The sequence below is a fragment of the Pseudomonas sp. S2_F03 genome (assembly GCF_054668335.1).
On the sequence record NZ_CP162759.1, the window covers coordinates 1,215,536 to 1,237,918 of the forward strand.

Below are 22,383 nucleotides of genomic sequence, written 5' to 3' on the forward strand. Positions count from 1 at the left end.
CAAGCCCGCTCCCACATTTGACCGAGTTCCTCCTGAAGGAACGCAATTGAATGTGGGAGCGGGCTTGCTCGCGAAGGCGTCCGCACAGGCAACGCATGAGGCCGAGGCTAGTCGCAAGCGGTCATTCGCCGTAGCATCCCGACATTGTTTTAGCCGAGGTGCCCATGCTGATTCCCCACGACCAACTTGAAGTCGACACCCTGACCCGCCTGATCGAGGACTTCGTGACCCGTGACGGCACCGACAACGGTGACGATACACCGCTGGAAACCCGCGTTTTGCGGGTTCGCCAGGCATTGACCAAGGGCCAGGCGCTGATTGTCTTCGATCCGGAAAGCGAGCAGTGCCAATTGATGCTCAAGCACGATGTGCCCAAGCATCTGTTTGACTGAACGGTTCAGCGGCCCTTGGCCTTTGCCCGCTTGGCCTGGATGCGCTCATAGACTTCGGCGCGATGCACATTGACGTTTTGCGGCGCTTCGACGCCAAAGCGCACATTGGCGCCGTTGACGTTGAGGATACGCACTGAAATGTTGTCACCGATGGAAATCATCTCGCCCACAACACGACTGAGTACAAGCATGGCATTGGTCCTTCAGGATTACCGGTCCTTGAAGATGCCCGGCGCATCGAAGGGCTTCAATGCGATGACGACAAATCAGTCCGGCCCTACAGCACCGGACGACCACCACTGACGGAAACATCCGACAAATCGTTCGGACGCAGGAACAATCCTTCAGGAAACCGAGAAGCGCGGGCCGAACAAAATGACGCTCGCGCCGATCACGCACAACGCCACGCCGATCCAGTCCGAACTCAATGGACGAATCCGCTCGACGACCGCCAGCCAGCCAATTGAAGCGATGATGTAAATGCCACCGTAGGCCGCGTAGGCGCGACCGGCGTAGGCGGCTTCGACGCGGGTCAGCAGCAGCGCGAACAAGGTCAGGCTGAGCAGTGCCGGCACGACCCACCAAACACTTTTGCCTTGGCGCAACCACATCCAGAACGCGAAACAGCCAGCGATTTCGAACAGCGCCGCGAGGAAAAACCACAGGTAATTGAGCATGCAGATGCCTCGTGAGGATGGCCGATGGCGGCCACCCTAACGACGCTGACACCCATGGGCAAGTTCAGTCAGCGTTTTGTTTGGCCTTGGCGCGCATTTTGTCGGCCATGACGGTCATTTCGTTGTAGAGCAGTTGCGGGTTCTTCTGTTTGATCGCCCACGCCATGCGGCCTTGTTCGTGAGGCAGGATCATGAATTCGCCGGCGGCCACCTGTTTGTAGATGTAGTCGGCAATGTCGGTGGCGGTGATTGGCGAACTTTCCAGCAATTTGCCGACCTGGGCTTTCATCGCTGGGGTCGGGCCGCGGAAAGAGTCGAGCAAGTTGGTCTGGAAGAACGACGGGCATACGACATGCACGCCTACTTCCTGTTGTGCCAGTTCGATCAACAGGCTTTCCGACAACGCCACCACGCCGGCCTTGGCCACGTTGTAGTTGCTCATGGCCGGGCCTTGCATCAGGGCGGCCATCGACGCGATGTTGATGATCTTGCCTTTACTTTTCTCCAGCAGCGGCAAGAACGCCTTGCAGCCCTTGACCACACCCATCAGGTTGATCGCGATCTGCCAGTCCCAATCCTCCAGGGACAGTTCGCTGAAGAAGCCGCCCGACGCCACGCCCGCATTGTTGACGATGACATCGATGCCGCCGAGCTTCTCTTCGCACGCCTGGGCGAAGGCCGTCAGTTGGCTGTAGTCGCGTACATCGCAACGCTGGATAAAACCATCACCGCCGGCGTCGCGAACGAGTTTGAGGGTTTCTTGCAGGCCAGGCTCGCTGACATCCGACAAGGCCAGTTGCCAGCCTTCACGCGCCCAGCGCAGCGCGATTTCGCGACCCAGGCCCGAGCCCGCGCCAGTGATCATCATGCGATTTTGCATAGCAAACAGCCTTGTGGTTCCGGGGAAGATGCGCTGAGTGTAGCGAAGGACATAACCCGACCCACGCTGTATCAGATTGCTGAATGGCCCGAGCAAACCGCGGGCGCGTGTGCTCCAACTAATCCTGTGAAAAAGAAATAGCCGGGTCTTCAAAAAACATTAAAAAAACATGGAATTTTCCGACTCGCGCATCAGTCGGACTTTGTAAGCAGCTTGAAATTTTAACCTTCCAGCAGACAGTTAAAAGTCAGGTCTTTCCATAACACTTCCAACAAGGTAATAGACATGGGCACAATTTTGATCGTTATTCTCATTCTCTTGCTGATCGGTGGTCTGCCGGTCTTCCCGCACTCCAGAAGTTGGGGTTATGGCCCGTCGGGTATCATCGGCGTGGTATTGGTGGTGCTGTTGATTTTGCTCTTGCTTGGCCGGATATAACGGTTTAACAGGCAAAAAAAGAGGCCCTTGAAAAGGGCCTCTTTTTTAATGCGCTGGAAACTTAGTCCGGTTTGCCGTCAACCACACCGGCGGTGTTGTCGAGCAGGCTTTTGGTCGCCGTTTGCAGGAACGACTCGAGCTTGAGTTTCAACTCGGCAGTGCGCGGATCGTTAGGAACGATCTCGGCGTGCGGGTTGGCGCCCAGTTCGTAGCGGTACACCTTCGGCTCCATTTCCTTTTCTTTTGGCAGCACCAGGATCTGGTCAGCCGTAAGGATGGCGGTAGTCTGCTCGCTCCCCGACGGTTTGATCACGCCAAAACCGGCATCGCCTTCAGGCAGGTTGAGCAGGTCACGTCCCCAGCACTGATGGCGCACTTCGCCACCGATACGGCCCATGATGGTCGGCACGATGTCGATCTGAGTGCCGACGGTGTGGTCACGCTGGCCGAACTTTTCCTGGATACCCGGCGCGATCATCAGCATCGGAACGTTGAAGCGGCCCAGGTCCATTTCGGTGATTTGCTGTTCGTTGCCGAAACCATGGTCACCCACGATCACGAACAGGGTTTCCTTGAAGTACGGCTCTTTACGCGCCTTCTCGAAGAATTGCCCGAGCGCCCAGTCGGAGTAGCGCATGGCGGTCAGGTGTTCGTTCAGGTTGCCGCGATCAGTCACGCGTTCAACCGGCAATGGCGTCGGCAAGGCATACGGCGTGTGGTTCGACAGCGTCTGCAGCAAGGCATAGAACGGCTTGCCGTTTTCACGAGCCTTTAGCTCTACCAGGCCACGGTCGAACATATCCTGGTCAGACACGCCCCAAGTTGGGTCGGAGAACACCGGGTTCACGTAGTCGTTACGCCCGATGAAGTTGGTCATGCCCTGGTTGCTGAAGAAACCCGACTGGTTATCCCAGGCGAAATCGCCGTTATAGACGTATACGTCGTCGAAGTCGCGGGCACTGAGCAACTGCGGCAGGCCGGACAATTTGTGGCTGCCTTCCGGGGTTTGCATCAGGTATTCGAAACCCGGCAGGTTCGGGAAGCAGGCCATGGTGGCAAACATGCCCTGGTGGGTGTGGGTGCCATTGGAGAAGAAGCGGTCGAACAACAGGCCTTCCTTCGACAGTTTGTCGAGGTAGGGGGTGATGTTACCCGGGCCGCCCAACGCGCCGACCGAGTGACCGGCCATGCTTTCCATCAGGATCACCACCACGTTCTTGATCGGCAGGGTCTTGTCGGCCGGTGGCATGTAATCGCGACGCACGGCGGCGATGTCGGCATCCACCAGTTTTTCGTCTTTCATCACCAGCATGTCACGCACGGTCTGCTGAGCCTGAGGCTGCGGCAGCGTAGCTTTCCAGATGTTGTCGCGATCTTCGGACATCCGGCTCTTGGCCGCCGCGATCAACGACAGTGTGCCGTTGAGGCCCAACTGGTTGGCGAAGTTCGAGTCGGTGGTGTAAACGTCACCCCAGCGCAGCGGCGGGCCCTGACGCAAAGTGCCACGAGCGGCCACTACGCAGATCAGCAGGCAAACGACGAACACGCCGATGCGCGCATACCACGGGGCGATCTGGCGAGTGCCGATGCTGCCGCCGCTGAACGGGCCGCGAGGACGGGTCGCACGATCAGCGCCCTTGAACGCCAGGGTCAGAATCAATGTGCCAAAGGCCCAGGCCAGCAGATAGCGAACCACCGGGAAACCGTACCAGAGCATGCTCATCACGGTTTTCGGGTCTTCCTTCACGTACTGGAAGACCAGACCGTTGAGGCGCTGGTGGAACTCGCGGTAGAAGTCCATCTCCATCAGGCCGAGGAACAGCGCGATGCTCGACGCGATGGTCAGCCAGAAACGGAAGAAGCCGCGCGCAGCCATGGCCCGCGCGCTGAACAGTGCCAGCAACAGCGGAACGCAAAGGTAGACCACCAGTCGCAGGTCGAAACGCAGACCGTTGGCGAATGCTTCAAGGAAAGTGGAAGCCGGTGTGTCGAGGATCATCGAGCGGTTGTAGACCAGCAGCGCAACACGCAGCAGGCTGAACATGACCATCATGATCAAGGCGCACAGCAGCGTGTAGGCCAGGTGCGATTTGACGGTCGGTTGCAGCAGGCGACTAGAAGCTCGCTGCTGATTCAGGGCGTCCGGGTTTGCCATGTCGTTTTAGGACCCATTGGAAGTTGAAGTTTCAAAAAATACTGCGGCGCCCTGCCCTCTGTTAGCCAATACCTGGCCCCGGGGCTTGCGCGGTGCGCAAATGTTGCACGATCACCCGCCTCATTGCCATTGATTACTGTTTGACTGGCGGGTGCGGGCGGATTGTCTTGGAGCCATTGTGAAAATTTTGTGCAACGCATATCCGGAAACACAATAAAACCGGGGCCTGCGTTAAAACGCAAACGCCCCGAACCAGTCGGGGCGTTTTGTAGAACAACGCTGTGATTACTTCTCGGCGCGTTGTTTCAGGGCTTTCAAAGTATCGAACGGCGCATCGACCACAAACTTGTTGGCAACCATCGACGGCACGCTGCCGCCTGGCTCGGTGTGAACCTGATAGGTCACTTCAACCTGGTCACCCTTGGGTACGAACTTCCAGAAGCCGTCGACCTTGGTGACGCGCACGAAACCTTTTTCTTCCGGGACGTATTTCGGTACGCCTTCGAGCTTGCGGGTCAGGCTGCCATCGGTACCTTCGACGGTGGTGACGTGCAGCACCGAGTCACGCGGGGTAACCGGCCATGGGGTATTGAATTGGGTGTAGGTCCAGCTCTGGTCACCTTCATGCTTGAGCAGCTTTTGGGTTTTGCATTCGTGAATCCAGGCACAGGCACCGGACACGTCTTCCTGCAGTGCGCGCAGTTTGGCAACAGTGGTCTTCATCAATACGACGCCCTGGTAGGCCTTGTAGTCCGAGCCAGGCACTTCACTCAGGGAGACCTTGATGCCGTCCTCGTTCTTGGCGACTTTCCAGTCTTCAGCCTGAACGGCCGTGGTGGCCAACGCGGCGGTCAGTCCACACAAAACAGCAATACGATGCAGCGAACCCATAGTCTTATTCCTTATTGTTGAAGTTCCGTTGTTTGAACACATCACGCCGCGGTCATTTGCTCCCACCATCCCAGCAATTTGATCGCCTCGTCACTGCTGCTTCCGCACACTTCGACGTCGGCTTCAAATGCCGAACACACCGCGGGGCGCTCCGGGTTGCCGAAGATGCTGCACAGGTTATCGACCGAAAGTTGTACGCAACGTTCGCCCGCGGCTTTGCCATTGGGCATACCGGGAATCGGTGAACTGATGGAAGGGGCAATGCAACAGGCGCCACAGCCTTCACGGCATTTCATGACGACGAGCTCCTCACGAGGTGTGATATGTAAAAGGACGGGGCACAGAGTAACCGCTAAAACAGTTGTTTAAAATTACCTGAACCGGGGTTTTTCGTTCAAATCAACGTGACTGACCAGTCTCCGACAAAGCGTCTGGCCTGCGGGTCACGGATGGGAATGATTTACTGCTTGAACTCGAAATCCAGCGCCGCCCCTTCGACTTCCCGGCGCTCTTCATTGCGCAGTTGCAACTGCATTTCGTTGCTGAGCAAACGGCCGTTCAATTGAAAAGGGCTGCTGTCCGGCTTTTTTTCGCCAAACATGGGCGGCAACAACGGATCGTGCCTGGGCAAAGGCACAGTGCCGAGCGGTTTGAATTCTTCTGCCATTTGCGGGGGCAGTCTCAAATCAAGATTGGCGGAAGGAAGCTGGGTTTTCACCACTTCACTGGCCGGTTTCGACTTGGAGGCAATGGGTGGTCGCTTTTTCACCACAGCCGCATTCTTTTTGGCTGGCGCGGCTTTCTTGGCGGGCGCCGGCTTTTTCGACGTTGCGCTGACTGCCGGTTTTTCCTGACCAGCCGCCGCCATGACGCCTTCGGCTTGAACGGTCATCAACAGGCAAAAAGACAGGCAGACGGCAGGAAAAATCGGCTTCATGAACCCAACAGCGCTAACGGCAGAGGGCCATATGCTCGCCTGTTGCACGTCACATGACAAGCACCGCGCAAAACGACCGCACGACGGCTTAGAAGCCGCCGGCCATCTCCTGGCAAAGTTGCGTCGCCAACATCCCCAAGGTCATCAAGGCACGTTCGGCTTCTCGATTCCAGGGGATGCCACAGTTCAGCCGAATGCAGTGATTGAACTGCTCGGTGTTACTGAAGATCAGCCCCGGCGCGATGCTGATGCCCTGCTGCAACGCCCGTACGTGCAGTTCCTGTGTGTTTACCCGTCCCGGCAAACTGACCCACAGAATGAAGCCGCCAGTAGGCCGGGTCATCTGCGTGCCTTCCGGGAAGTATTGCTGGACTGCGAGCTGAAAGGCGCTGAGGTTCTTGCGGTATTCCTGACGGATGTAGCGCAAGTGCCGGTCGTAACCGCCGTTTTCCAGATAAGCCGCAATGCCCATTTGCGTGACGCTGCAGGCCGAATGGGTACTGAACGTCTGCAAGCGCTGGATTTCCTGCTGGTACTTGCCAGCGATCATCCAGCCGATCCGCACGCCCGGCGACAAGGTCTTGGAGAAGCTGGAACAATAGATGACCCGATCCAGCCGATCGTAGGCCTTGAGCGATTTGGTGCGCCCCTGCTCGAACATCAGCTCGCCGTAAATATCATCTTCGACAATCTGGATGTCGAAATCCGACGCCAGGCGCAGCAATTGTTTCTGGCGTTCCTCGGGCATGGTTCCGCCCAATGGATTGCTCAGACGCGTGGTCAACACCAGCGCCTTGATCGACCATTGATTGGCCGCCAGTTGCAGGGCTTCCAGGCTCATGCCGGTAGCGGGGTCGCTGGGGATTTCGATCACTTTGAGACCGAGCAAGTCGGCCAGTTGCAGCAGACCATAATAAGTCGGTGATTCGGCGGCGATCAGGTCGCCGGGGCCGAGTCAGTACCCGCAATGACATCTGCAATGCATCGACGCAGCCGTGGGTGATGACCACTTCGGAGGGATCAACCACCACACCGGCATCGCGCATGCGGATCGCCACCTGCCGGCGCAACGGTTCAAAACCTGGGCTGAACATGTAGCTGAAGGCACGCGGACTGTGGAATCGGGTGACTTTGGCCAATTGCTGATGCAGCGCCCGCACCGGCAGGTAATCGACGCTGGGCACCGCAGCCCCCAACGGAAAAACCCCCTCGCGGCGGGATTCGACCAACACTTGTTGAATGATGCTGCTGCGCGTGACCAGGCCTGGACGCTCGACCCGGGCAATGTCGGGAGTTGGCGCGGTCAGGGCCGGTGTCTGGTGAACGTAATAACCCGACTGCGGCCGGGCACGGATCAGGCCCTGATCTTCAAGATTGGCATACGCCTGCAACACCGTCGCATGGCTGACGTTGAGCTGCGAACTCATCTTGCGCACCGAAGGCACGCGCTCTCCCGGTTGATAGACACCACGGCGGATGTCTTCGGCCAGTTGTTGAGCAATACGTTGGTAGAGCAAAAGATTGGTCATGACGCAGCACTCGATTTCACGGGCATTTTATTCTTGTGGGGAACAATACCGGAACAGTTTAGAAGTGTACTGGGACAGTTGCCACAATAGTCGACCATACAGTGCAGTGTCAGCAAAATCTGTACTGCTTTTTGGGAGAACGTGAAGCCGTTTGCAGGCGTAAAAAAACCCGGCGCTGACTGGCAGGCCGGGCTTTCCAATGACGCAGCCCTTAGCGAGCAGCGCCCAATTGGCCTTTTTCGTCGGAGAAAACAATTTCCACGCGGCGGTTTTGCGCACGACCGCGCTCGGAGGCGTTCACGTCCACCGGGTATTCATCCCCGTACCCTTCGACATGAATGCGCTTTTCATCGATCCCCAGATCCATCAGCACATCGGCTACCGACTGTGCACGGTCACGGGACAGCTTGATATTGTCCTGCTTGCCACCGGTGCTGTCGGTATACCCCTCGATCCGCACCACGCGGTTGGGGTTAAGCTGCAGGAACTGCACGATCTTCAATACCACGCGGTTGGCCGAGTTCTTCAGCTCCGCCTCGCCCGTATCGAACAGCATATCGCCCAATGTCATCACCAGACCGCGGTCGGTCTGAGTAGTGGTCAATGCGAGGATCTGTTCTTCGAGCCATTTGCCTTGCTGTTGCACGCTAACCAGTTTGGATTCACGCAGAGCCAATTGCAGACGCTGGCGCTCCAGTTCGAGCTTCGCCGCGCGCTCTTCGTTGAGCACTTGATTGGTGTGCTCACGCGCAATTTCGCTGTAGCGCTGGCTCAAGTAGGCGTAATGCACGACGTCCGAACCACTGCCCCAATAGCTGGACAGACGATCGGCGCGGGCCAGGGATTCACCGGCGCGGATCACGTCTTTTGGCGCGATACGCAGCACATTGGAGTCTTCCTTGACCTTCTGGAAGTCTGCGCCAGCCTCTTGCAAGGCGGCTTCACTGTGTTGGCCGGCGCACCCATACAGGCTTGCACAACCGGCCAGGATCAAGCCGCCGAGAACTGTTGACTTGAGGCTCATTGGGCATCTCCCAGTTGCTTGCGCAAACGAGTGATGCGGGTGTTGAGCACATTCAATTGCTCCTCGCTCTTGAGGGTCAGCACTTTGGCTTCAGCCAGACGCGCGTCCAGCTCGGCCTGCTCGGCCCGCATGCGCGCATGTTTGTAGGACTGGTCAGCCATGTTGCCTTGGGCACGGGCGAATTTTTCTTCGGCCAGCTTCATTTCCGGCACGTCTTCGGCGGTGGCACCCACGGCTTTGGCTTGTACGAGTGCCTGTTCGGTCAGGCGAATCTGTTCATTCGGCGCAGGGTCAGCTGCACAACCCGCCAGAGCCAGAACGGCCAGGGCAGCGAAAAGAGGTCGAATACTCACTAAAAATCCCTACTGTTTTGGGGCACTGACAGGTTGTTGCTGTTGCTGCGCTTTCCAACGCTCGATATTGCGCTGCAATGCGGTGTCCGCCAGTCCTGAGGCGGGCAATTCTGTCATCTTTTTGGCCAGCTGTCCGCGCAACCAAGGATCGTTGCAGGCGGAGTTATGAGATACCGCGAGGAACAGGCCGGGTTTGTCGACGGGTTCGGCATGGGCGATCAGGTCGTTGGCCATGCTCAATGCCTGCGCGGCCGCCATGCCTGAATAGCGGCCCGCGAGAACAAACTCCACTTCACCCAAGAGCAGTTTCTGAAACGCCTGGGTCAGGTTGGGCGTGCGGCTGAGCGTCAGTTGCTGCTCTGCAAAAGTGCTGAATGCCGGGGTCATTCGAGACTTTTCCGACAATGCGCCAGGATGGCCGTGAAGGTCTTGCACGTTGTTGTAGACCAGTTTCGAGTCTTTACGTGTCCAGACCAGGTAGTCGTTTTCCAGTAGGGGCGGATGAATGTAATCGAGGGTTTCCAGCTCAGTGACCGTCAATGGCGTGTCCGCCAGCAGGTCCATGCGCCCGCTGCGCACTTCGTCCAGCGCCTGGGAGCGTTTGCCGGCGTAGAGCAACTCGACTTTGATGCCCAATTCCCCCGCCACGTGCTGCAACAGATCAGCACTGGCACCGATCAGGTGCTTTGGATCTTGCGGGTCTTGCCACAGGTACGGCGGCGCATCCGGACTTCCGGTTACCACCAGCCGCTCGCACTTGCCCGCGGCACTGGACAACGCCGGCAACACCGTCAAGCCCAGCAGTAATGACCAGCCAACTACGCAGCGCAGATCCATGGCGACACTCTCCACTAAAACCCTGTTATCGCCTGTAGGAGCTGTCGAGTGAAACGAGGCTGCGAATTTTCAGGTCCACTCGAATCCCAAGCGGAAGATCAAAAGATCGCAGCCTCGTTTCACTCGACATCTCCTACAGAAGAACAAAAAAAAGCCCGACCAAAAGGTCGGGCTCTTTATAAGTCAGGCCGCTGGATTAAACCAGCTTCTCGAACTCGGGGATGGCTTCGAACAGGTCCGCCACCAGGCCGTAATCGGCCACCTGGAAGATCGGCGCTTCTTCGTCCTTGTTGATCGCAACGATCACTTTGGAGTCTTTCATGCCGGCCAGGTGCTGGATCGCGCCGGAGATACCGACGGCGATGTACAGCTGTGGAGCAACGATCTTGCCGGTCTGACCGACCTGCATGTCGTTGGGTACAAAACCTGCGTCGACTGCGGCGCGCGATGCTCCGACAGCAGCGCCCAGCTTGTCGGCCAGGGCGTACAGGTGTTTGAAGTTGTCGCCGTTCTGCATGCCGCGACCGCCGGAAACGACGATTTTGGCAGCGGTCAGTTCCGGACGATCGGACTTGGCCAGTTCTTCGCCAACGAAGCTCGAAGTGCCAGCGTCATGAGCAGCAGCAACGGCTTCAATAGCAGCAGAACCACCTTCAGCAGCCACCGGGTCGAAACCGGTAGCACGCACGGTGATGACTTTCACCGAAGCGGTCGACTGAACGGTAGCGATAGCGTTACCGGCGTAGATCGGGCGCTTGAAGGTGTCAGCGCTTTCAACCGAGATGATCTCGGAGATCTGGTCAACGTCCAGCGCGGCAGCAACGCGCGGCAGGATGTTTTTGCCGTTGGAAGTCGCGGCAGCCAGGATGTGGCTGTAGCCCTTGCCCAATTCAGCGACCAGCGGAGCAACGTTTTCCGGCAACTGGTGAGCGTAAGCGGCGTTGTCGGCCAGCAGCACTTTAGCCACGCCAGCGACTTTCGCAGCGGCTTCAGCCACGGCGCCAGCGCCCTGACCTGCAACCAGAACGTGGATGTCGCCACCGATTTTGGCAGCAGCAGCAACGGTGTTCAGCGTGGCCGGGGCCAGCACTTTGTTGTCGTGTTCAGCAATAACCAAGATAGTCATTTAGATTACCTTCGCTTCGTTTTTCAGTTTCTCGACCAGTTCAGCCACCGACTTGACCTTGATACCCGCGCTGCGTGCAGCAGGCGCTTCGACTTTCACGGTCTTGTTGGTGGAGGCGGTGGAAACGCCCAAAGCATCCGGAGTCAGCACTTCGAGAGGCTTCTTCTTGGCTTTCATGATGTTTGGCAGGGACGCATAACGCGGCTCGTTCAAACGCAGGTCGGTGGTGACGATGGCCGGCAGTTTCAGGGAAACTGTCTGCGCGCCGCCGTCGACTTCGCGAGTCACGGCAACGCTGTCGCCGCTGATTTCGACTTTCGAAGCGAACGTGCCCTGACCGTAGCCGCTCAATGCAGCGAGCATCTGGCCAGTCTGGTTGTTGTCGCTGTCGATGGCTTGTTTGCCAAGGATCACCAGCTGAGGCTGTTCCTTGTCGACAACCGCTTTCAACAGTTTGGCAACGGCCAGGGAAGTCAGGTCTTCGGCGGACTCGACGAGGATGGCGCGGTCGGCCCCCAGAGCCAGCGCGGTGCGCAGTTGCTCTTGAGCGGTGGACGGGCCGACGGAGACGACGACGATTTCAGTCGCAACACCTTTCTCTTTCAGGCGTACGGCTTCTTCCACTGCGATTTCGCAGAACGGGTTCATCGACATCTTCACGTTAGCGAGGTCGACGCCGGAATTGTCCGCCTTGACGCGAACCTTGACGTTGTAATCCACAACGCGTTTGACAGCTACAAGAACCTTCATGGATTCCTCGTTACTCTCCGGTGAAAAGAAAGTCGCCTAGGCGAACCTGGCGGTTGATGCTCATCGGGCGCAAGGGCACCTCTAAAAACGCCGGCAATCGTGTCAAGTGACCTTCGCTCACGATGATGATGACCGTTCGTCAGTAGTGACTGAGGAGTCATTCATTATCGCGGCGTGTAAACTGCGCGCCAAACCTGCGCTACGCATCACCTTGTACGGCCTTCGCCCTGTCTTTAGAGGTGCTCTTGAAACCAACAGCCAGCCTACGGCGAGCGCAAAACCGACCGTATCTTGACCGGAACGCCTATTCCGGTCAATACGGCAAAATGGCCGTTCGTAAGCCGCGTGACTTTGATTTCTCTGGCTTTGAGCCAATTCAAACAAACGTTTGTATTGGACGCTGAGAGTGGTGTAGATATAATGCGCCACCCAGAGAGAAAGGTGGCTCATCGATTATCCTCTCCTGGCATTGTGCCGGGATTCATGGATGCGACACCAAACCTCCAATTAGAAAAAAAACTGTTGAGCCTTGAGTAGGAGATAACCTGTGGAACGCGAATACATGGAATTCGACGTGGTCATCGTCGGTGCCGGCCCCGCTGGTCTTTCCGCCGCCTGCCGTTTGAAGCAGAAGGCCGCCGAAGCCGGTAAGGAAATCAGCGTCTGCGTGGTCGAAAAAGGCTCCGAAGTCGGCGCACACATTCTTTCTGGCGCGGTGTTCGAACCTCGGGCTCTGAACGAACTGTTCCCGGACTGGAAAGAACTCGGCGCCCCACTGAACACGCCGGTCACCCGCGATGACATCTTCGTTCTCAAGAACGCTGAAAGCGCGCAAAAAGTTCCGGACCTCTTTGTGCCCAAGACCATGCACAACGAAGGCAACTACATCATCTCCCTGGGTAACCTGTGCCGCTGGCTGGCCCAGCAAGCCGAGAACCTGGGCGTGGAAATCTACCCGGGCTTCGCCGCTCAGGAAGCGCTGTTCGACGAGAACGGCGTGGTTCGCGGGATCATCACCGGCGACCTGGGTGTTGACCGTGAAGGCAATCCGAAAGAAGGCCTGTACACCCCTGGCATGGAACTGCGTGGCAAATACACGCTGTTCGCCGAAGGCTGCCGTGGCCACATCGGCAAGCAACTGATCAAGCGCTTCAACCTCGACAGCGAAGCCGATGCCCAGCATTACGGCATCGGCCTGAAAGAGATCTGGGAAATCGATCCAGCCAAGCATCAGCCGGGCCTGGTGGTTCACACCGCTGGCTGGCCGCTGGACATCATGGGCACCGAGAACACCGGCGGCTCGTTCCTTTATCACCTGGAAAACAACCAGGTGGTCGTCGGCCTGATCGTCGACCTATCCTACAGCAACACTTACCTGTCGCCGTTCGACGAGTTCCAGCGCCTCAAGCATCACCCGGTGCTCAAGCAGTACCTGGAAGGCGGCAAGCGCATCAGCTACGGCGCGCGTGCTATCTGCAAAGGCGGCTTGAACTCGTTGCCGAAAATGGTCTTCAAGGGCGGCGCGCTGATCGGTTGCGACCTCGGCACCCTGAACTTCGCCAAGATCAAAGGCAGCCACACCGCGATGAAATCCGGCATGCTCGCCGCTGAATCCGTGGCCCAAGCGCTGTTCGCCGAGAAAGACGGCACCGAAGAGCTGACCACTTACGTCGACGCCTTCAAGAAGAGCTGGCTCTACGACGAACTGTTCGCCAGCCGTAACTTCGGCCCGGCGATCCACAAGTTCGGCGCGATCGTCGGCGGTGGTTTCAACTGGCTGGACCAGAACATCTTCGGCGGCAAACTGCCGTTCACCTTGCACGATACCAAGCCGGATTACGCTTGCCTCAAGCTCGCGGTCGACTGCAAGAAGATCGACTACCCGAAACCGGACGGCAAGATCAGCTTCGACAAACTCAGCTCGGTGTTCATCTCCGGTACCAACCACGAAGAAGAGCAGCCGTGCCACTTGAAACTGGCTGATGCGAGCATCCCGATCGGCAAAAACCTGCCGCTGTACGATGAACCCGCTCAACGTTATTGCCCGGCCGGCGTGTACGAAGTGATCACCAAGGAAGACGGCGAAAAGCGCTTCCAGATCAACGCCCAGAACTGCGTTCACTGCAAGACCTGCGACATCAAGGACCCTGCACAGAACATCACCTGGGTCACACCGGAAGGTGCTGGCGGCCCGACTTACCCGAATATGTAAGCCGAACGCCTGAACATCAAGGCTCCCGAATGGGGGCCTTTTTGTTGCCCGCTAATATTGTAGGAGCCGAGCTTGCTCGCGATAGCGGTGTGTCTGACAACAATGATGTCGGATGACAATCCGCTATCGCGAGCAAGCTCGGCTCCTACAGGCGGATCCATTGCCAACTCAGGCGACACGTTCTTCCCCAGGATTACGCTCGAAGTACCGCTTGTACTCGCGACTGAATTGCGACGTGCTTTGATACCCCACACGGTGCGCCACCTGCGCGACGCCCAGTCCCTCCGACATCAGCAACGCCTGCGCCTTGAGCAGCCGCAAACGCTTGAGATACTGCACCGGCGACAACAATGTGCTGCGCTTGAAATGCTCGTGGAACGTCGACGCACTCATGTTCGCGCAACTGGCCAGGGTCTCGACATTCAACGGTTCGGTGTAATGCGCATGCAGATGACTGAGTGATGCTGCAATCCGGGCGAATTGCCCCTGTTGCTCCACCAGCGCCCGCAACACGTCGGCCTGAGGTCCACGCAGCGCCACAAACAACAATTCACGCAATCTCGCCGGGCCCATGATCCGGCTCTCCAGCGGATCGTGCAGACAACGCAGCAGCCGCTCGACACATCCGCGCATCTCATCATCGAGCACCGCCGAAGTCATGGACTCTGGCGTTTGCGCCGCAATATGACGCCCCGGCGCCAACCCCATTGCCAGCACCAACTCGCCCAGCATCACCCTGTCGATCGCGACCGACACCCCCAGCATCGGCCCGCCGGGTGCCGCAAAGGTTTCACACTCGAACGGCACCGGCAGCGCCTGAATCAGATAATGCCCGGCGCCATATTCAAGGGTGCGCGGCCCCAGATACGCCAGTTTGCTGCCCTGGGCGATGATCACCAGGCTCGGTTCATAGATCTGTGGCCCACGGGCGACATCGCAACTGGCGCGTAAAACCTGCACGCCCGGCAATGCAGTCGGCACGAAGCCATCACGGGTGGACAGTGGCTCGATGAGCGAAACCAGGGAGGCATTGGCATCGAGGTGACGGGTCAACTGCATGGAAGCTCTTCACAAAAAAGTCGCGAGAAAAGGGATGAAAGCATCATCGCAGGTCTGGTTACCAATGGGATCGGTCAAAGGCTGATGCCGGAGGAATAGGCATGACACCCGGAGGAATCGCCATGGCCGGTGATCGGCGTGGCGCCCAAAATGCGCCGCTTCACCTGTCACTGCTTTTGCGAGGTTCCTCATGTACACCGCCATCGGATACGCCGCCCAGTCGCCCTCCACTCCCCTCGCCCCGATGAAATTCGAACGCCGCAGCCCTCGCGCCGACGACGTTGCCATCGAGATTCTCTACTGTGGCGTCTGCCATTCCGACATCCACCAGGCGCGAAACGAGTGGGGCATTGCCGTGTACCCGCTAATGCCCGGCCACGAGATCGTAGGCAAAGTCACTGCCATCGGTGCGAACGTTACCCAACACCAAGTCGGCGATTTGGTCGGTGTCGGTTGCATGGTCGACTCCTGCCGCAGCTGCGAAGCCTGTCAGTCCAACCTTGAGCAATATTGCCTGGAAGGCCCGACGATGACCTACGCCACCCCGGACCGGGTCGATGGCAGCAACACCATGGGCGGCTACTCCGACAGCATCGTCGTCAGCGAACACTTTGTGGTGCGCATCCCGGAAAAACTTGCGCTGGCCAGCGCCGCGCCGATCCTGTGCGCCGGCATCACCACCTACTCGCCGCTCAAACACTACGGCGTGAAGCCTGGCGACAAAGTCGGGATTCTCGGCATGGGCGGCCTCGGCCACATGGGCATCAAGTTCGCCAAGGCGATGGGCGCCGAAGTCACGTTGTTCACCCGTTCGGCGAGCAAGGCTGAAGAAGCCCGGCGTCAGGGCGCGGACCATGTGATCGTGTCCACCGATGCCGAGCAGATGAAAACAGCGGCTGGCTATTTCGATTTCCTGCTGGACACCATTCCGGTGCAGCACGACCTCAATCCCTACCTCGACACCCTGCGCTTCGACGGCGTGCACATTCTGGTCGGCTTGATCGAACCGGTGGACCCGCCCGTGCACGCCGCCAAACTGGTGTTGGGCCGTCGCATGCTGGCCGGTTCGTTGATTGGCGGCATTGCCGAAACCCAGGAAGTGCTGGATTTCTGCGCCGAGCACAACATCACGTGCGACATCGAAATGCTCGACATTCGCCAGATCAACGAGGCTTACGCCCGCATGATCGCCGGTGACGTCAAGTACCGTTTCGTGATCGACATGGCGACCCTCAAGGTTTAAACCTTCAGGCCAAGCTCCGCCGACAGCCGGGCCGTGACCCCTTTGATCAGGGGAATCAGCTCGGCCATTTTTTCCAGCGGCATATAGGGCACGGTGCTGGCGATGCTGATACCGGCGACGATGCGTTTGCTCGCATCGCGGATCGGTGCCGCCACGCAACGGATCGACGGTTCGTTGTCTTCCAGGTCAAAAGCGTAACCACCCGCCACGTACTCGACCATGCGCTGCTGAAACTGCTCCCAGGACTGCTCCGGGTGCAGCGGCCAGAACTGATTTTTCCCACCCGCCGGCAAGCTGACTTCGTACAGCCGCTGCCACTCTTGCTGCGTGTCATCGAGCATCAACGCCTTACCGATCCCGGTGCGCGCCAATGGCATGCGATGGCCGACCCGCGAACGCATTTCCGGGCCATTGCGTCCCGGATTCTTGTGCAGGTACAGCACCTCGTCACCTTCACGAATCGCCAGGTGCACGGTGTCGCCAGTCAACGCCGACAGCTCATCCAGATACGGCCCGGCCAGCGTCACCAACGGCAACTCTTCGCGCGCCTGGAAACCCAGTTCGATCAACTTGGGCCCCAACAGGTAACCGACCTGCGGCACCACGCGCAGATAACGTTCGTCCACCAGGCAACTGGCCAGACGATGGGTGGTGCTGCGCGTCGTGCCGATCAGCCGGGCGATTTCCTTGAGATCGCGGGCGCCGCTGGCCACGGCCTGAACCACACCCAGACCACGAAGCAGTGTCTGGGTGCCGGTCGGCGCGGCGTCCTTGGCGATTTTTGGGGCGTCTTCCTGCATATCCAGCCTTTACCGTTGAGCGAGTGAACGGGCGGCATTATGGTCGCCCGATGCCTGCGACTACAACTTGATACGCTCGACTTTGCCCACCAGCAAGATGTAGGAAAGCGCGCCCATCAACGCCAGCACCGAGATGTAGGTAATCGCCGGGGCAAACGAATCACCGGTCGCCAGGAAGCCGATGACAATGGGCGTGGCAATCGCCGACAGGTTGCCGATGAAATTGAATACCCCGCCGGTCAGTCCCAGCAACCGTGCCGGGGCCAGGGTCGATACCAGCGACCAAGTGATCGAAGCCAGGCCGTTGCCGAAAAAGGCCAACGCCAGGAATGCAATGACCAACGGCGTCGACTCGACGAAATTGGCGCCGATGATCGAGGTGGAAATCAGCAGGCCACCAATGATCGGCAGCTTGCGGGCGAAGCCTACGGTGTAACCACGACGAATCAGAAAATCCGAGAAAAAACCCGAACACAGCACGCCGACGAAGGCCGCGAGAAACGGCAGCGACGCCAGCAGGCCGGACTTGATGAAGTCCATGCCGCGATATTTCACCAGGTAGGTCGGGAACCACGTCAGAAAAAACCACAACGTCGAGTTGAGGCAGAACTGCCCGAGGTAGATGCCCCAGAGTTTGCGTTTGGTCAGAACAATCCCGAGGTCCGTCCAGCTGAATTTCGCTTTGACTTTGGCTTGTTCAGCCTGGATATCCACCAACCCGCCGCCCTCGCGAATCAAGTCGATTTCAGCGTCGTTGGCGCCTTTGAAATCCCGGGCCTCGCGGTACACCGCATACCAGATCACCGCCCATAGAATCCCCACTGCGCCGGTGCTGACGAACACCATGTGCCAGCCGTAGGCGTGTTGCAGCCAGGCCAATACCGGCGTCAGGAACGCCAGGCCGACGAACTGCCCGGAGGTATAGAAACCGATGGCCGTGGCGCGTTCGCGCTCGGGAAACCAGGTGGTGACCACGCGGCTGTTGATCGGGTACGCCGGTGCTTCCAGAGCACCGACCGCCATGCGCAACACGAACAACGCGATGAAACTGGCGGCGAAACCGAGCATCACCGTAGCGATCGACCACAGCAGCAAGGCGACGCTGTAGAGGATGCGCGGCGGCACACGGTCCACCAGCCAGCCGCCGGGGATTTGCATCGCGGCATAGGTCCAGCCGAACGCCGAGAAGATCAACCCGACGTGGATCGGATCGATCCCCAATTCGCTGGTCAGCGCCGGGGCCGCGATGGACAGGTTGCTGCGGTCCAGGTAGTTGATCACCACCGTGATGAACAGCAGGACCATGATGAAAAATCGCTTGCGACTGGGCGTCACCAACGACGCTTGCCCAGTGAGGGTTTGCGGTTGCATGAGGAGTGCCTCTTCTTATGGTTATTGAGGTCAGTGGGCGCAACGTATCCCCTGTAGGAGCAAGGCTTGCCCGCGATTGGGCCTTACACGGTCCAGCTGATGGTCAGCGGCGTCAGTACTGACGCCATCGCAGGCAAGCCGTGCTCCTACAGGGGCGGTGTGGTGTCAGGGATCAATCACCACTCGGCAAAACTGCCATCGGCATGGCGCCAGATCGGGTTGCGCCAGCGGTGGCCGACCGCTGCGCGTTCGATCACGTATTCCTCGTTGATCTCAATCCCCAGGCCCGGGCCATTAGGGATCTTCACGAAGCCTTTGTCGTAGTCGAACACCCGCGGATCTTTCACGTAGTCGAGCAGGTCATTGCTCTCGTTGTAGTGGATGCCCAGGCTCTGTTCCTGGATGAACGCGTTGTAGCAAACCGCGTCCAGTTGCAGGCACGCCGCCAGCGCAATCGGCCCCAACGGGCAATGCAGCGCCAGCGCCACGTCGTAGGCTTCGGCCATGTTGGCGATCTTGCGGGTCTCGGTGATGCCGCCGGCATGGGACGCATCCGGCTGGATGATGTCGACGTAACCTTCGCTCAGCACACGCTTGAAATCCCAGCGCGAGAACAGCCGCTCACCGAGGGCAATCGGGGTGCTGGTCAGCGGCGCCAGTTCCTTCAGCGCTTCATAGTTTTCGCTGAGCACCGGCTCTTCGATGAACATCAGTTTGTACGGATCAAGCTCCTTCATCAGCACCTTGGCCATGGGTTTGTGCACCCGGCCATGGAAGTCCACGCCGATGCCGACGTTCGGCCCGACCGCATCACGCACGGCCGCGACGTTGGCCAGGGCCAGGTCGACTTTCTCGAAGGAGTCGAGAAATTGCAGCTCTTCGGTGCCGTTCATTTTCACCGCCGTGAAACCACGGGAGACCGCTTCTTTCGCCGCACGCGCAGTGTCTGCCGGGCGGTCGCCACCGATCCACGAATACACACGAATCTTGTCGCGCACCTGGCCACCGAGCAGATCGCTGACCGACACGCCCAGGGCCTTGCCCTTGATGTCCCACAACGCCTGATCGATACCGGCCAGCGCGCTCATGTGGATCGCGCCGCCCCGGTAGAAGCCGCCGCGATAGAGCACGGTCCAGATGTCCTCGATATTGCGTGGGTCTTTGCCGATCAGGTAGTCGGACAACTCTTCAACGGCCGCCGCCACGGTGTGGGCACGGCCTTCAACCACGGGCTCGCCCCAACCGGTCACGCCCTCGTCGGTTTCGATCTTGAGGAAGCACCAGCGCGGCGGAACGATGAAGGTGGTCAGTTTGGTGATTTTCATTTTCTTGTCTCTCTTATTAGAGGCAGCGCTCACAGCGCCAAACAGTCTTAGCGAAAGGGCTTTCCAGGCAGCCACGTAGGCCTTGGCATTGACGGCCACGTCCTCTGGGGTCATTCCCGGTTTGAACAAGCCAGAACCGAGACCGAAACCTTTGACACCCGCGTCGATAAACACCTGCATGTTGTCCGGCGTGATCCCGCCAACCGGCGCCAGAATGGTCCCGGCCGGCAATACCGCGAGCCAGGCCTTGATGACCGCCGGCCCCATCTGCTCGGCGGGGAACATCTTCAGCACGTCGGCGCCTTCGGCCAGTGCGGCGAACGCTTCGGTCGGTGTCGCCACACCCGGCGACAGGAACAACCCCGCCGCTTTCGCTGCGCGCAGCACTTTCGGATCGCTGTGCGGCATGACGATCACTTGGCCGCCAGCGGCTTTCACCAGCTCGACCTGCTCCGGTGTCAGCACCGTGCCCGCGCCGATCAGGCAATCGGCGGGCAAGGTACTGCGCAGGATGCGGATGCTTTCGTACGGTTCAGGGGAATTGAGCGGCACTTCGATGACGCGAAATCCGGCGGCGTACAGGACTTCGCCGATGGCCGCCGCTTCTTCCGGGCGCAGGCCACGCAGGATCGCGATCAGGCCGTTTTGCGCCAAGGCGTGTTTGAGCATGTCAGACCTCCAGTCAGGTTTAACGGGATGGGTTGGAAGTGATCAGTCCGGCGGCGAGCGCCAACTGCCACAACCCGCGTTCGGTGGCTTGTTCGGCCAGCGTCACCCGGGCAAATCCGCAGGCGTCGAGGGCCCGGCTATAGCGGGCACAGAGTTGGGCATTACCGATGAGGATGATCGAAGGCAGGTGCACGCTGTTGCGCCGACGCCGCTGGGCCGTCGCCAGCGCCGCCAGCTCATGACCGATCAACAAGCCCGACAAATAATCCGCCTGGGCCGTGGCGCTCAGTTCGCCGGTCAGTCCGAGGCTGCGGGCACTGAACACCGTCGACAGCGGGCCGATCTCGCCGTCCGCCGACAACGCCACTTGCACCCCACGATCAAAAGCCTGGCCATCTAAGGACGCGCCTTGCTGCTGGGTGCGCCCCAGAATGCTGTGTTCGCTGAGCACGGCGAAGATTTCGCCGGTCATGAAGGTATCGAAATGCACGATGCAGCCATCGGCCACTTCCACCCATTTCGAATGACTGCCCGGCAGGCCGATCAACAGATCGTTGCCCGCCTCGCTCGACAGGGTTTGCAGAACACCCAGCACCTGGGTTTCTTCGCCGCGCATCACGTTCGGCAATCGCGACCGCTGAATCACACCCGGCACGATGTGCACATCGACACCGCGAAGACTGCGTACTGTTTGTAGGGAAGTTCCGAGAGTGGCGACGTTCGCCGGTGTATCGCGGTAAGCCGCTTCAAGCCAACCCTGGGCGCTGCCGACCATGCCACAGGCAATCACCGGCAAATCCGGCTGCGCATCGAGCCAGTCACCGCAGGCCTCATCGAAAGCCAGTTCAAAACCGTCAGCGCACACCTGACCGGCAATCACTCGCGGCGTGTTGGGCAACTGCATGATCCCCGACGACAGCGCACGCTGTTCGAGCACCTGGCCACCGTCGGCGAGTTTGTAAGCACGTAATGAGGTTGTCCCCCAATCGAGCGCGATCAATTGCGCCAGCATCGCTTCACCTGTTTTGTTTATTGGCAGTGAGTGAGCGGGACTATAAACCCGGAAGCGGGATAATCTCAATATATAAATATCACTCCCATATATTGGGATGCATGCAAAAAAATCGCAGCTCATGGCTGCGACCTTTTAACCGACAAGGCTGACGATCAATGGCCCTCGGCAAACTCGCGCAATACCTTCCCATCCATCCGATACCGCACCCACTCCTCCCTGCGGCTGCGCGCCCAGCGATTTATAGAATTCGATGGCCGGTTTGTTCCAGTCCAGCACGCTCCACTCAAACCGTCCGCAATCATTGGCGCAGGCGATTTTCGCCAGGTGGCGCAGCAAGGTTTTGCCGGCGCCGCCGCCGCGCTGTTCGGGGGTGATGTAGAGGTCTTCGAGGTACAGGCAGTTGCTGCCAAGCCACGTGGAATAGCTGAAGAAGAACACCGCGAAGCCGATCGGCAGGCCGTCGCGCAGGCAGATCAGGCCGTGAGCGGTGGCCCCTTCGCTGAACAGGCTGCGCTCGATGTCGGCGACGCTGGCGATGACTTCGTGGCGGGCACGTTCGTAGTCGGCCAGTTCAGTGATGAACCCGAGGATTTGCGGAGCATCGCTGGGGGTCGCCGGGCGGATCTCGATCGTCATGGGGACGTGCCTTCGTCAAAGGTTGAAAAACGCCATACTAAGTCGCCTCGCGGCGCTCGTCACA

21 protein-coding genes and 3 pseudogenes are annotated in these 22,383 nt (G+C 58.9%); 4 read left to right on the forward strand and 20 right to left on the reverse strand.

From position 1 onward, the window contains the following. Positions 1 to 164 precede the first annotated feature (164 nt). On the forward strand, positions 165 to 392 hold the full coding sequence (locus AB4N76_RS05785; RefSeq protein WP_003199186.1) for a YheU family protein: 228 nt from the start codon (positions 165 to 167) through the stop codon (positions 390 to 392). Between the two features lie 5 nt (positions 393 to 397). On the opposite strand, the gene csrA is transcribed toward AB4N76_RS05785, so the two are convergent. From csrA to AB4N76_RS05800, 3 genes are all read right to left on the reverse strand, one after another. Next, on the reverse strand, positions 398 to 583 hold the full coding sequence (csrA, locus tag AB4N76_RS05790) for a carbon storage regulator CsrA (RefSeq protein ID WP_077431567.1): 186 nt from the start codon (positions 581 to 583) through the stop codon (positions 398 to 400). Positions 584 to 736: 153 nt separating this feature from the next. Then, positions 737 to 1,069 (reverse strand): YnfA family protein, encoded by a 333-nt coding sequence (locus AB4N76_RS05795; protein ID WP_077431565.1) that lies wholly within the window; start codon positions 1,067 to 1,069, stop codon positions 737 to 739. Positions 1,070 to 1,133: 64 nt separating this feature from the next. Further along, positions 1,134 to 1,949, reverse strand: a complete 816-nt coding sequence (locus tag AB4N76_RS05800) for an SDR family oxidoreductase (RefSeq protein WP_046031725.1) — start codon at positions 1,947 to 1,949, stop codon at positions 1,134 to 1,136. A gap of 279 nt (positions 1,950 to 2,228) precedes the next feature. Here AB4N76_RS05800 and AB4N76_RS05805 point away from each other — a divergent pair, with 279 nt between their 5' ends. Next, on the forward strand, positions 2,229 to 2,387 hold the full coding sequence (locus AB4N76_RS05805; protein WP_172825980.1) for a DUF3309 family protein: 159 nt from the start codon (positions 2,229 to 2,231) through the stop codon (positions 2,385 to 2,387). Positions 2,388 to 2,448: 61 nt separating this feature from the next. Here AB4N76_RS05805 and AB4N76_RS05810 read toward each other — a convergent pair whose 3' ends face one another. The 10 genes and pseudogenes from AB4N76_RS05810 to AB4N76_RS05855 form a co-directional block, all read right to left on the reverse strand. Then, on the reverse strand, positions 2,449 to 4,542 hold the full coding sequence (locus tag AB4N76_RS05810) for an LTA synthase family protein (RefSeq protein ID WP_077431563.1): 2,094 nt from the start codon (positions 4,540 to 4,542) through the stop codon (positions 2,449 to 2,451). A 285-nt stretch (positions 4,543 to 4,827) separates the two neighbouring features. Further along, positions 4,828 to 5,433 (reverse strand): START domain-containing protein, encoded by a 606-nt coding sequence (locus AB4N76_RS05815; protein ID WP_046031723.1) that lies wholly within the window; start codon positions 5,431 to 5,433, stop codon positions 4,828 to 4,830. Positions 5,434 to 5,474: 41 nt separating this feature from the next. Continuing rightward, a complete protein-coding gene (locus AB4N76_RS05820) occupies positions 5,475 to 5,729 on the reverse strand; it encodes a YkgJ family cysteine cluster protein (protein ID WP_046031722.1) in 255 nt (84 codons plus the stop codon). A 164-nt stretch (positions 5,730 to 5,893) separates the two neighbouring features. Further along, positions 5,894 to 6,370 (reverse strand): hypothetical protein, encoded by a 477-nt coding sequence (locus tag AB4N76_RS05825; protein WP_046031721.1) that lies wholly within the window; start codon positions 6,368 to 6,370, stop codon positions 5,894 to 5,896. A gap of 88 nt (positions 6,371 to 6,458) precedes the next feature. Next, positions 6,459 to 7,899: pseudogene (locus AB4N76_RS05830) on the reverse strand (aminotransferase-like domain-containing protein). Positions 7,900 to 8,110: 211 nt separating this feature from the next. Then, the gene (locus tag AB4N76_RS05835) at positions 8,111 to 8,923 is read right to left on the reverse strand and encodes an OmpA family protein (protein WP_046031719.1); all 813 of its coding nucleotides are present in this window, start codon (positions 8,921 to 8,923) and stop codon (positions 8,111 to 8,113) included. Continuing rightward, on the reverse strand, positions 8,920 to 9,276 hold the full coding sequence (locus AB4N76_RS05840; protein WP_046031718.1) for a DUF4398 domain-containing protein: 357 nt from the start codon (positions 9,274 to 9,276) through the stop codon (positions 8,920 to 8,922). The genes AB4N76_RS05835 and AB4N76_RS05840 overlap by 4 nt, the downstream gene beginning before the upstream one ends. A gap of 9 nt (positions 9,277 to 9,285) precedes the next feature. Then, positions 9,286 to 10,113 carry a substrate-binding periplasmic protein gene (locus tag AB4N76_RS05845; protein WP_046031717.1) on the reverse strand — a complete coding sequence of 276 codons (828 nt, stop codon included), beginning with the start codon at positions 10,111 to 10,113 and terminating at the stop codon, positions 9,286 to 9,288. Positions 10,114 to 10,309: 196 nt separating this feature from the next. Next, positions 10,310 to 11,239, reverse strand: a complete 930-nt coding sequence (locus tag AB4N76_RS05850; RefSeq protein WP_046031716.1) for an electron transfer flavoprotein subunit alpha/FixB family protein — start codon at positions 11,237 to 11,239, stop codon at positions 10,310 to 10,312. After that, positions 11,240 to 11,989 (reverse strand): electron transfer flavoprotein subunit beta/FixA family protein, encoded by a 750-nt coding sequence (locus AB4N76_RS05855; RefSeq protein WP_007945693.1) that lies wholly within the window; start codon positions 11,987 to 11,989, stop codon positions 11,240 to 11,242. Between the two features lie 547 nt (positions 11,990 to 12,536). Here AB4N76_RS05855 and AB4N76_RS05860 point away from each other — a divergent pair. After that, positions 12,537 to 14,201, forward strand: coding sequence for an electron transfer flavoprotein-ubiquinone oxidoreductase (locus AB4N76_RS05860; protein ID WP_046031715.1), 1,665 nt, complete (start codon positions 12,537 to 12,539; stop codon positions 14,199 to 14,201). Between the two features lie 168 nt (positions 14,202 to 14,369). Here AB4N76_RS05860 and AB4N76_RS05865 read toward each other — a convergent pair whose 3' ends face one another. Then, positions 14,370 to 15,260 carry an AraC family transcriptional regulator gene (locus tag AB4N76_RS05865; RefSeq protein ID WP_046031714.1) on the reverse strand — a complete coding sequence of 297 codons (891 nt, stop codon included), beginning with the start codon at positions 15,258 to 15,260 and terminating at the stop codon, positions 14,370 to 14,372. A 190-nt stretch (positions 15,261 to 15,450) separates the two neighbouring features. Here AB4N76_RS05865 and AB4N76_RS05870 point away from each other — a divergent pair, with 190 nt between their 5' ends. Further along, positions 15,451 to 16,503 carry an NAD(P)-dependent alcohol dehydrogenase gene (locus AB4N76_RS05870; RefSeq protein WP_046031713.1) on the forward strand — a complete coding sequence of 351 codons (1,053 nt, stop codon included), beginning with the start codon at positions 15,451 to 15,453 and terminating at the stop codon, positions 16,501 to 16,503. Here AB4N76_RS05870 and AB4N76_RS05875 read toward each other — a convergent pair. The 6 genes and pseudogenes from AB4N76_RS05875 to AB4N76_RS05900 all read right to left on the reverse strand — a co-directional run bounded on the left by AB4N76_RS05875 (position 16,500) and on the right by AB4N76_RS05900 (position 22,319). Then, complete coding sequence (locus AB4N76_RS05875) at positions 16,500 to 17,303, reverse strand: IclR family transcriptional regulator (RefSeq protein ID WP_046031712.1); 804 nt, start codon at positions 17,301 to 17,303, stop codon at positions 16,500 to 16,502. The two genes, AB4N76_RS05870 and AB4N76_RS05875, sit on opposite strands and share 4 nt — an antisense overlap. A gap of 60 nt (positions 17,304 to 17,363) precedes the next feature. Continuing rightward, positions 17,364 to 18,674 carry an MFS transporter gene (locus AB4N76_RS05880; protein WP_460164259.1) on the reverse strand — a complete coding sequence of 437 codons (1,311 nt, stop codon included), beginning with the start codon at positions 18,672 to 18,674 and terminating at the stop codon, positions 17,364 to 17,366. Positions 18,675 to 18,850: 176 nt separating this feature from the next. After that, complete coding sequence (dgoD, locus tag AB4N76_RS05885; RefSeq protein WP_030131992.1) at positions 18,851 to 19,999, reverse strand: galactonate dehydratase; 1,149 nt, start codon at positions 19,997 to 19,999, stop codon at positions 18,851 to 18,853. A gap of 54 nt (positions 20,000 to 20,053) precedes the next feature. Further along, positions 20,054 to 20,668, reverse strand: a pseudogene (locus AB4N76_RS05890) (2-dehydro-3-deoxy-6-phosphogalactonate aldolase); the annotation flags it as partial. Positions 20,669 to 20,687: 19 nt separating this feature from the next. After that, positions 20,688 to 21,680, reverse strand: a complete 993-nt coding sequence (locus AB4N76_RS05895) for a 2-dehydro-3-deoxygalactonokinase (RefSeq protein WP_460164260.1) — start codon at positions 21,678 to 21,680, stop codon at positions 20,688 to 20,690. 155 nt (positions 21,681 to 21,835) lie between these two features. Further along, a pseudogene (locus tag AB4N76_RS05900) lies at positions 21,836 to 22,319 on the reverse strand (N-acetyltransferase family protein). Positions 22,320 to 22,383 lie beyond the last annotated feature (64 nt).

Bases quoted from the DNA above. Each gene is read 5' to 3' on its own strand.
- AB4N76_RS05850 (WP_046031716.1), bottom strand. From the start codon at position 11,239: ATGACTATCTTGGTTATTGCTGAACACGACAACAAAGTGCTGGCCCCG.
- AB4N76_RS05880 (WP_460164259.1), bottom strand. From the start codon at position 18,674: ATGCAACCGCAAACCCTCACTGGGCAAGCGTCGTTGGTGACGCCCAGT.
- AB4N76_RS05810 (WP_077431563.1), bottom strand. From the start codon at position 4,542: ATGGCAAACCCGGACGCCCTGAATCAGCAGCGAGCTTCTAGTCGCCTG.
- AB4N76_RS05795 (WP_077431565.1), bottom strand. From the start codon at position 1,069: ATGCTCAATTACCTGTGGTTTTTCCTCGCGGCGCTGTTCGAAATCGCT.
- AB4N76_RS05875 (WP_046031712.1), bottom strand. From the start codon at position 17,303: ATGCAGGAAGACGCCCCAAAAATCGCCAAGGACGCCGCGCCGACCGGC.
- AB4N76_RS05820 (WP_046031722.1), bottom strand. From the start codon at position 5,729: ATGAAATGCCGTGAAGGCTGTGGCGCCTGTTGCATTGCCCCTTCCATC.
- AB4N76_RS05865 (WP_046031714.1), bottom strand. From the start codon at position 15,260: ATGCAGTTGACCCGTCACCTCGATGCCAATGCCTCCCTGGTTTCGCTC.
- dgoD (WP_030131992.1), bottom strand. From the start codon at position 19,999: ATGAAAATCACCAAACTGACCACCTTCATCGTTCCGCCGCGCTGGTGC.
- csrA (WP_077431567.1), bottom strand. From the start codon at position 583: ATGCTTGTACTCAGTCGTGTTGTGGGCGAGATGATTTCCATCGGTGAC.
- AB4N76_RS05835 (WP_046031719.1), bottom strand. From the start codon at position 8,923: ATGAGCCTCAAGTCAACAGTTCTCGGCGGCTTGATCCTGGCCGGTTGT.
- AB4N76_RS05800 (WP_046031725.1), bottom strand. From the start codon at position 1,949: ATGCAAAATCGCATGATGATCACTGGCGCGGGCTCGGGCCTGGGTCGC.
- AB4N76_RS05815 (WP_046031723.1), bottom strand. From the start codon at position 5,433: ATGGGTTCGCTGCATCGTATTGCTGTTTTGTGTGGACTGACCGCCGCG.
- AB4N76_RS05785 (WP_003199186.1), top strand. From the start codon at position 165: ATGCTGATTCCCCACGACCAACTTGAAGTCGACACCCTGACCCGCCTG.
- AB4N76_RS05870 (WP_046031713.1), top strand. From the start codon at position 15,451: ATGTACACCGCCATCGGATACGCCGCCCAGTCGCCCTCCACTCCCCTC.
- AB4N76_RS05895 (WP_460164260.1), bottom strand. From the start codon at position 21,680: ATGCTGGCGCAATTGATCGCGCTCGATTGGGGGACAACCTCATTACGT.
- AB4N76_RS05855 (WP_007945693.1), bottom strand. From the start codon at position 11,989: ATGAAGGTTCTTGTAGCTGTCAAACGCGTTGTGGATTACAACGTCAAG.
- AB4N76_RS05825 (WP_046031721.1), bottom strand. From the start codon at position 6,370: ATGAAGCCGATTTTTCCTGCCGTCTGCCTGTCTTTTTGCCTGTTGATG.
- AB4N76_RS05845 (WP_046031717.1), bottom strand. From the start codon at position 10,113: ATGGATCTGCGCTGCGTAGTTGGCTGGTCATTACTGCTGGGCTTGACG.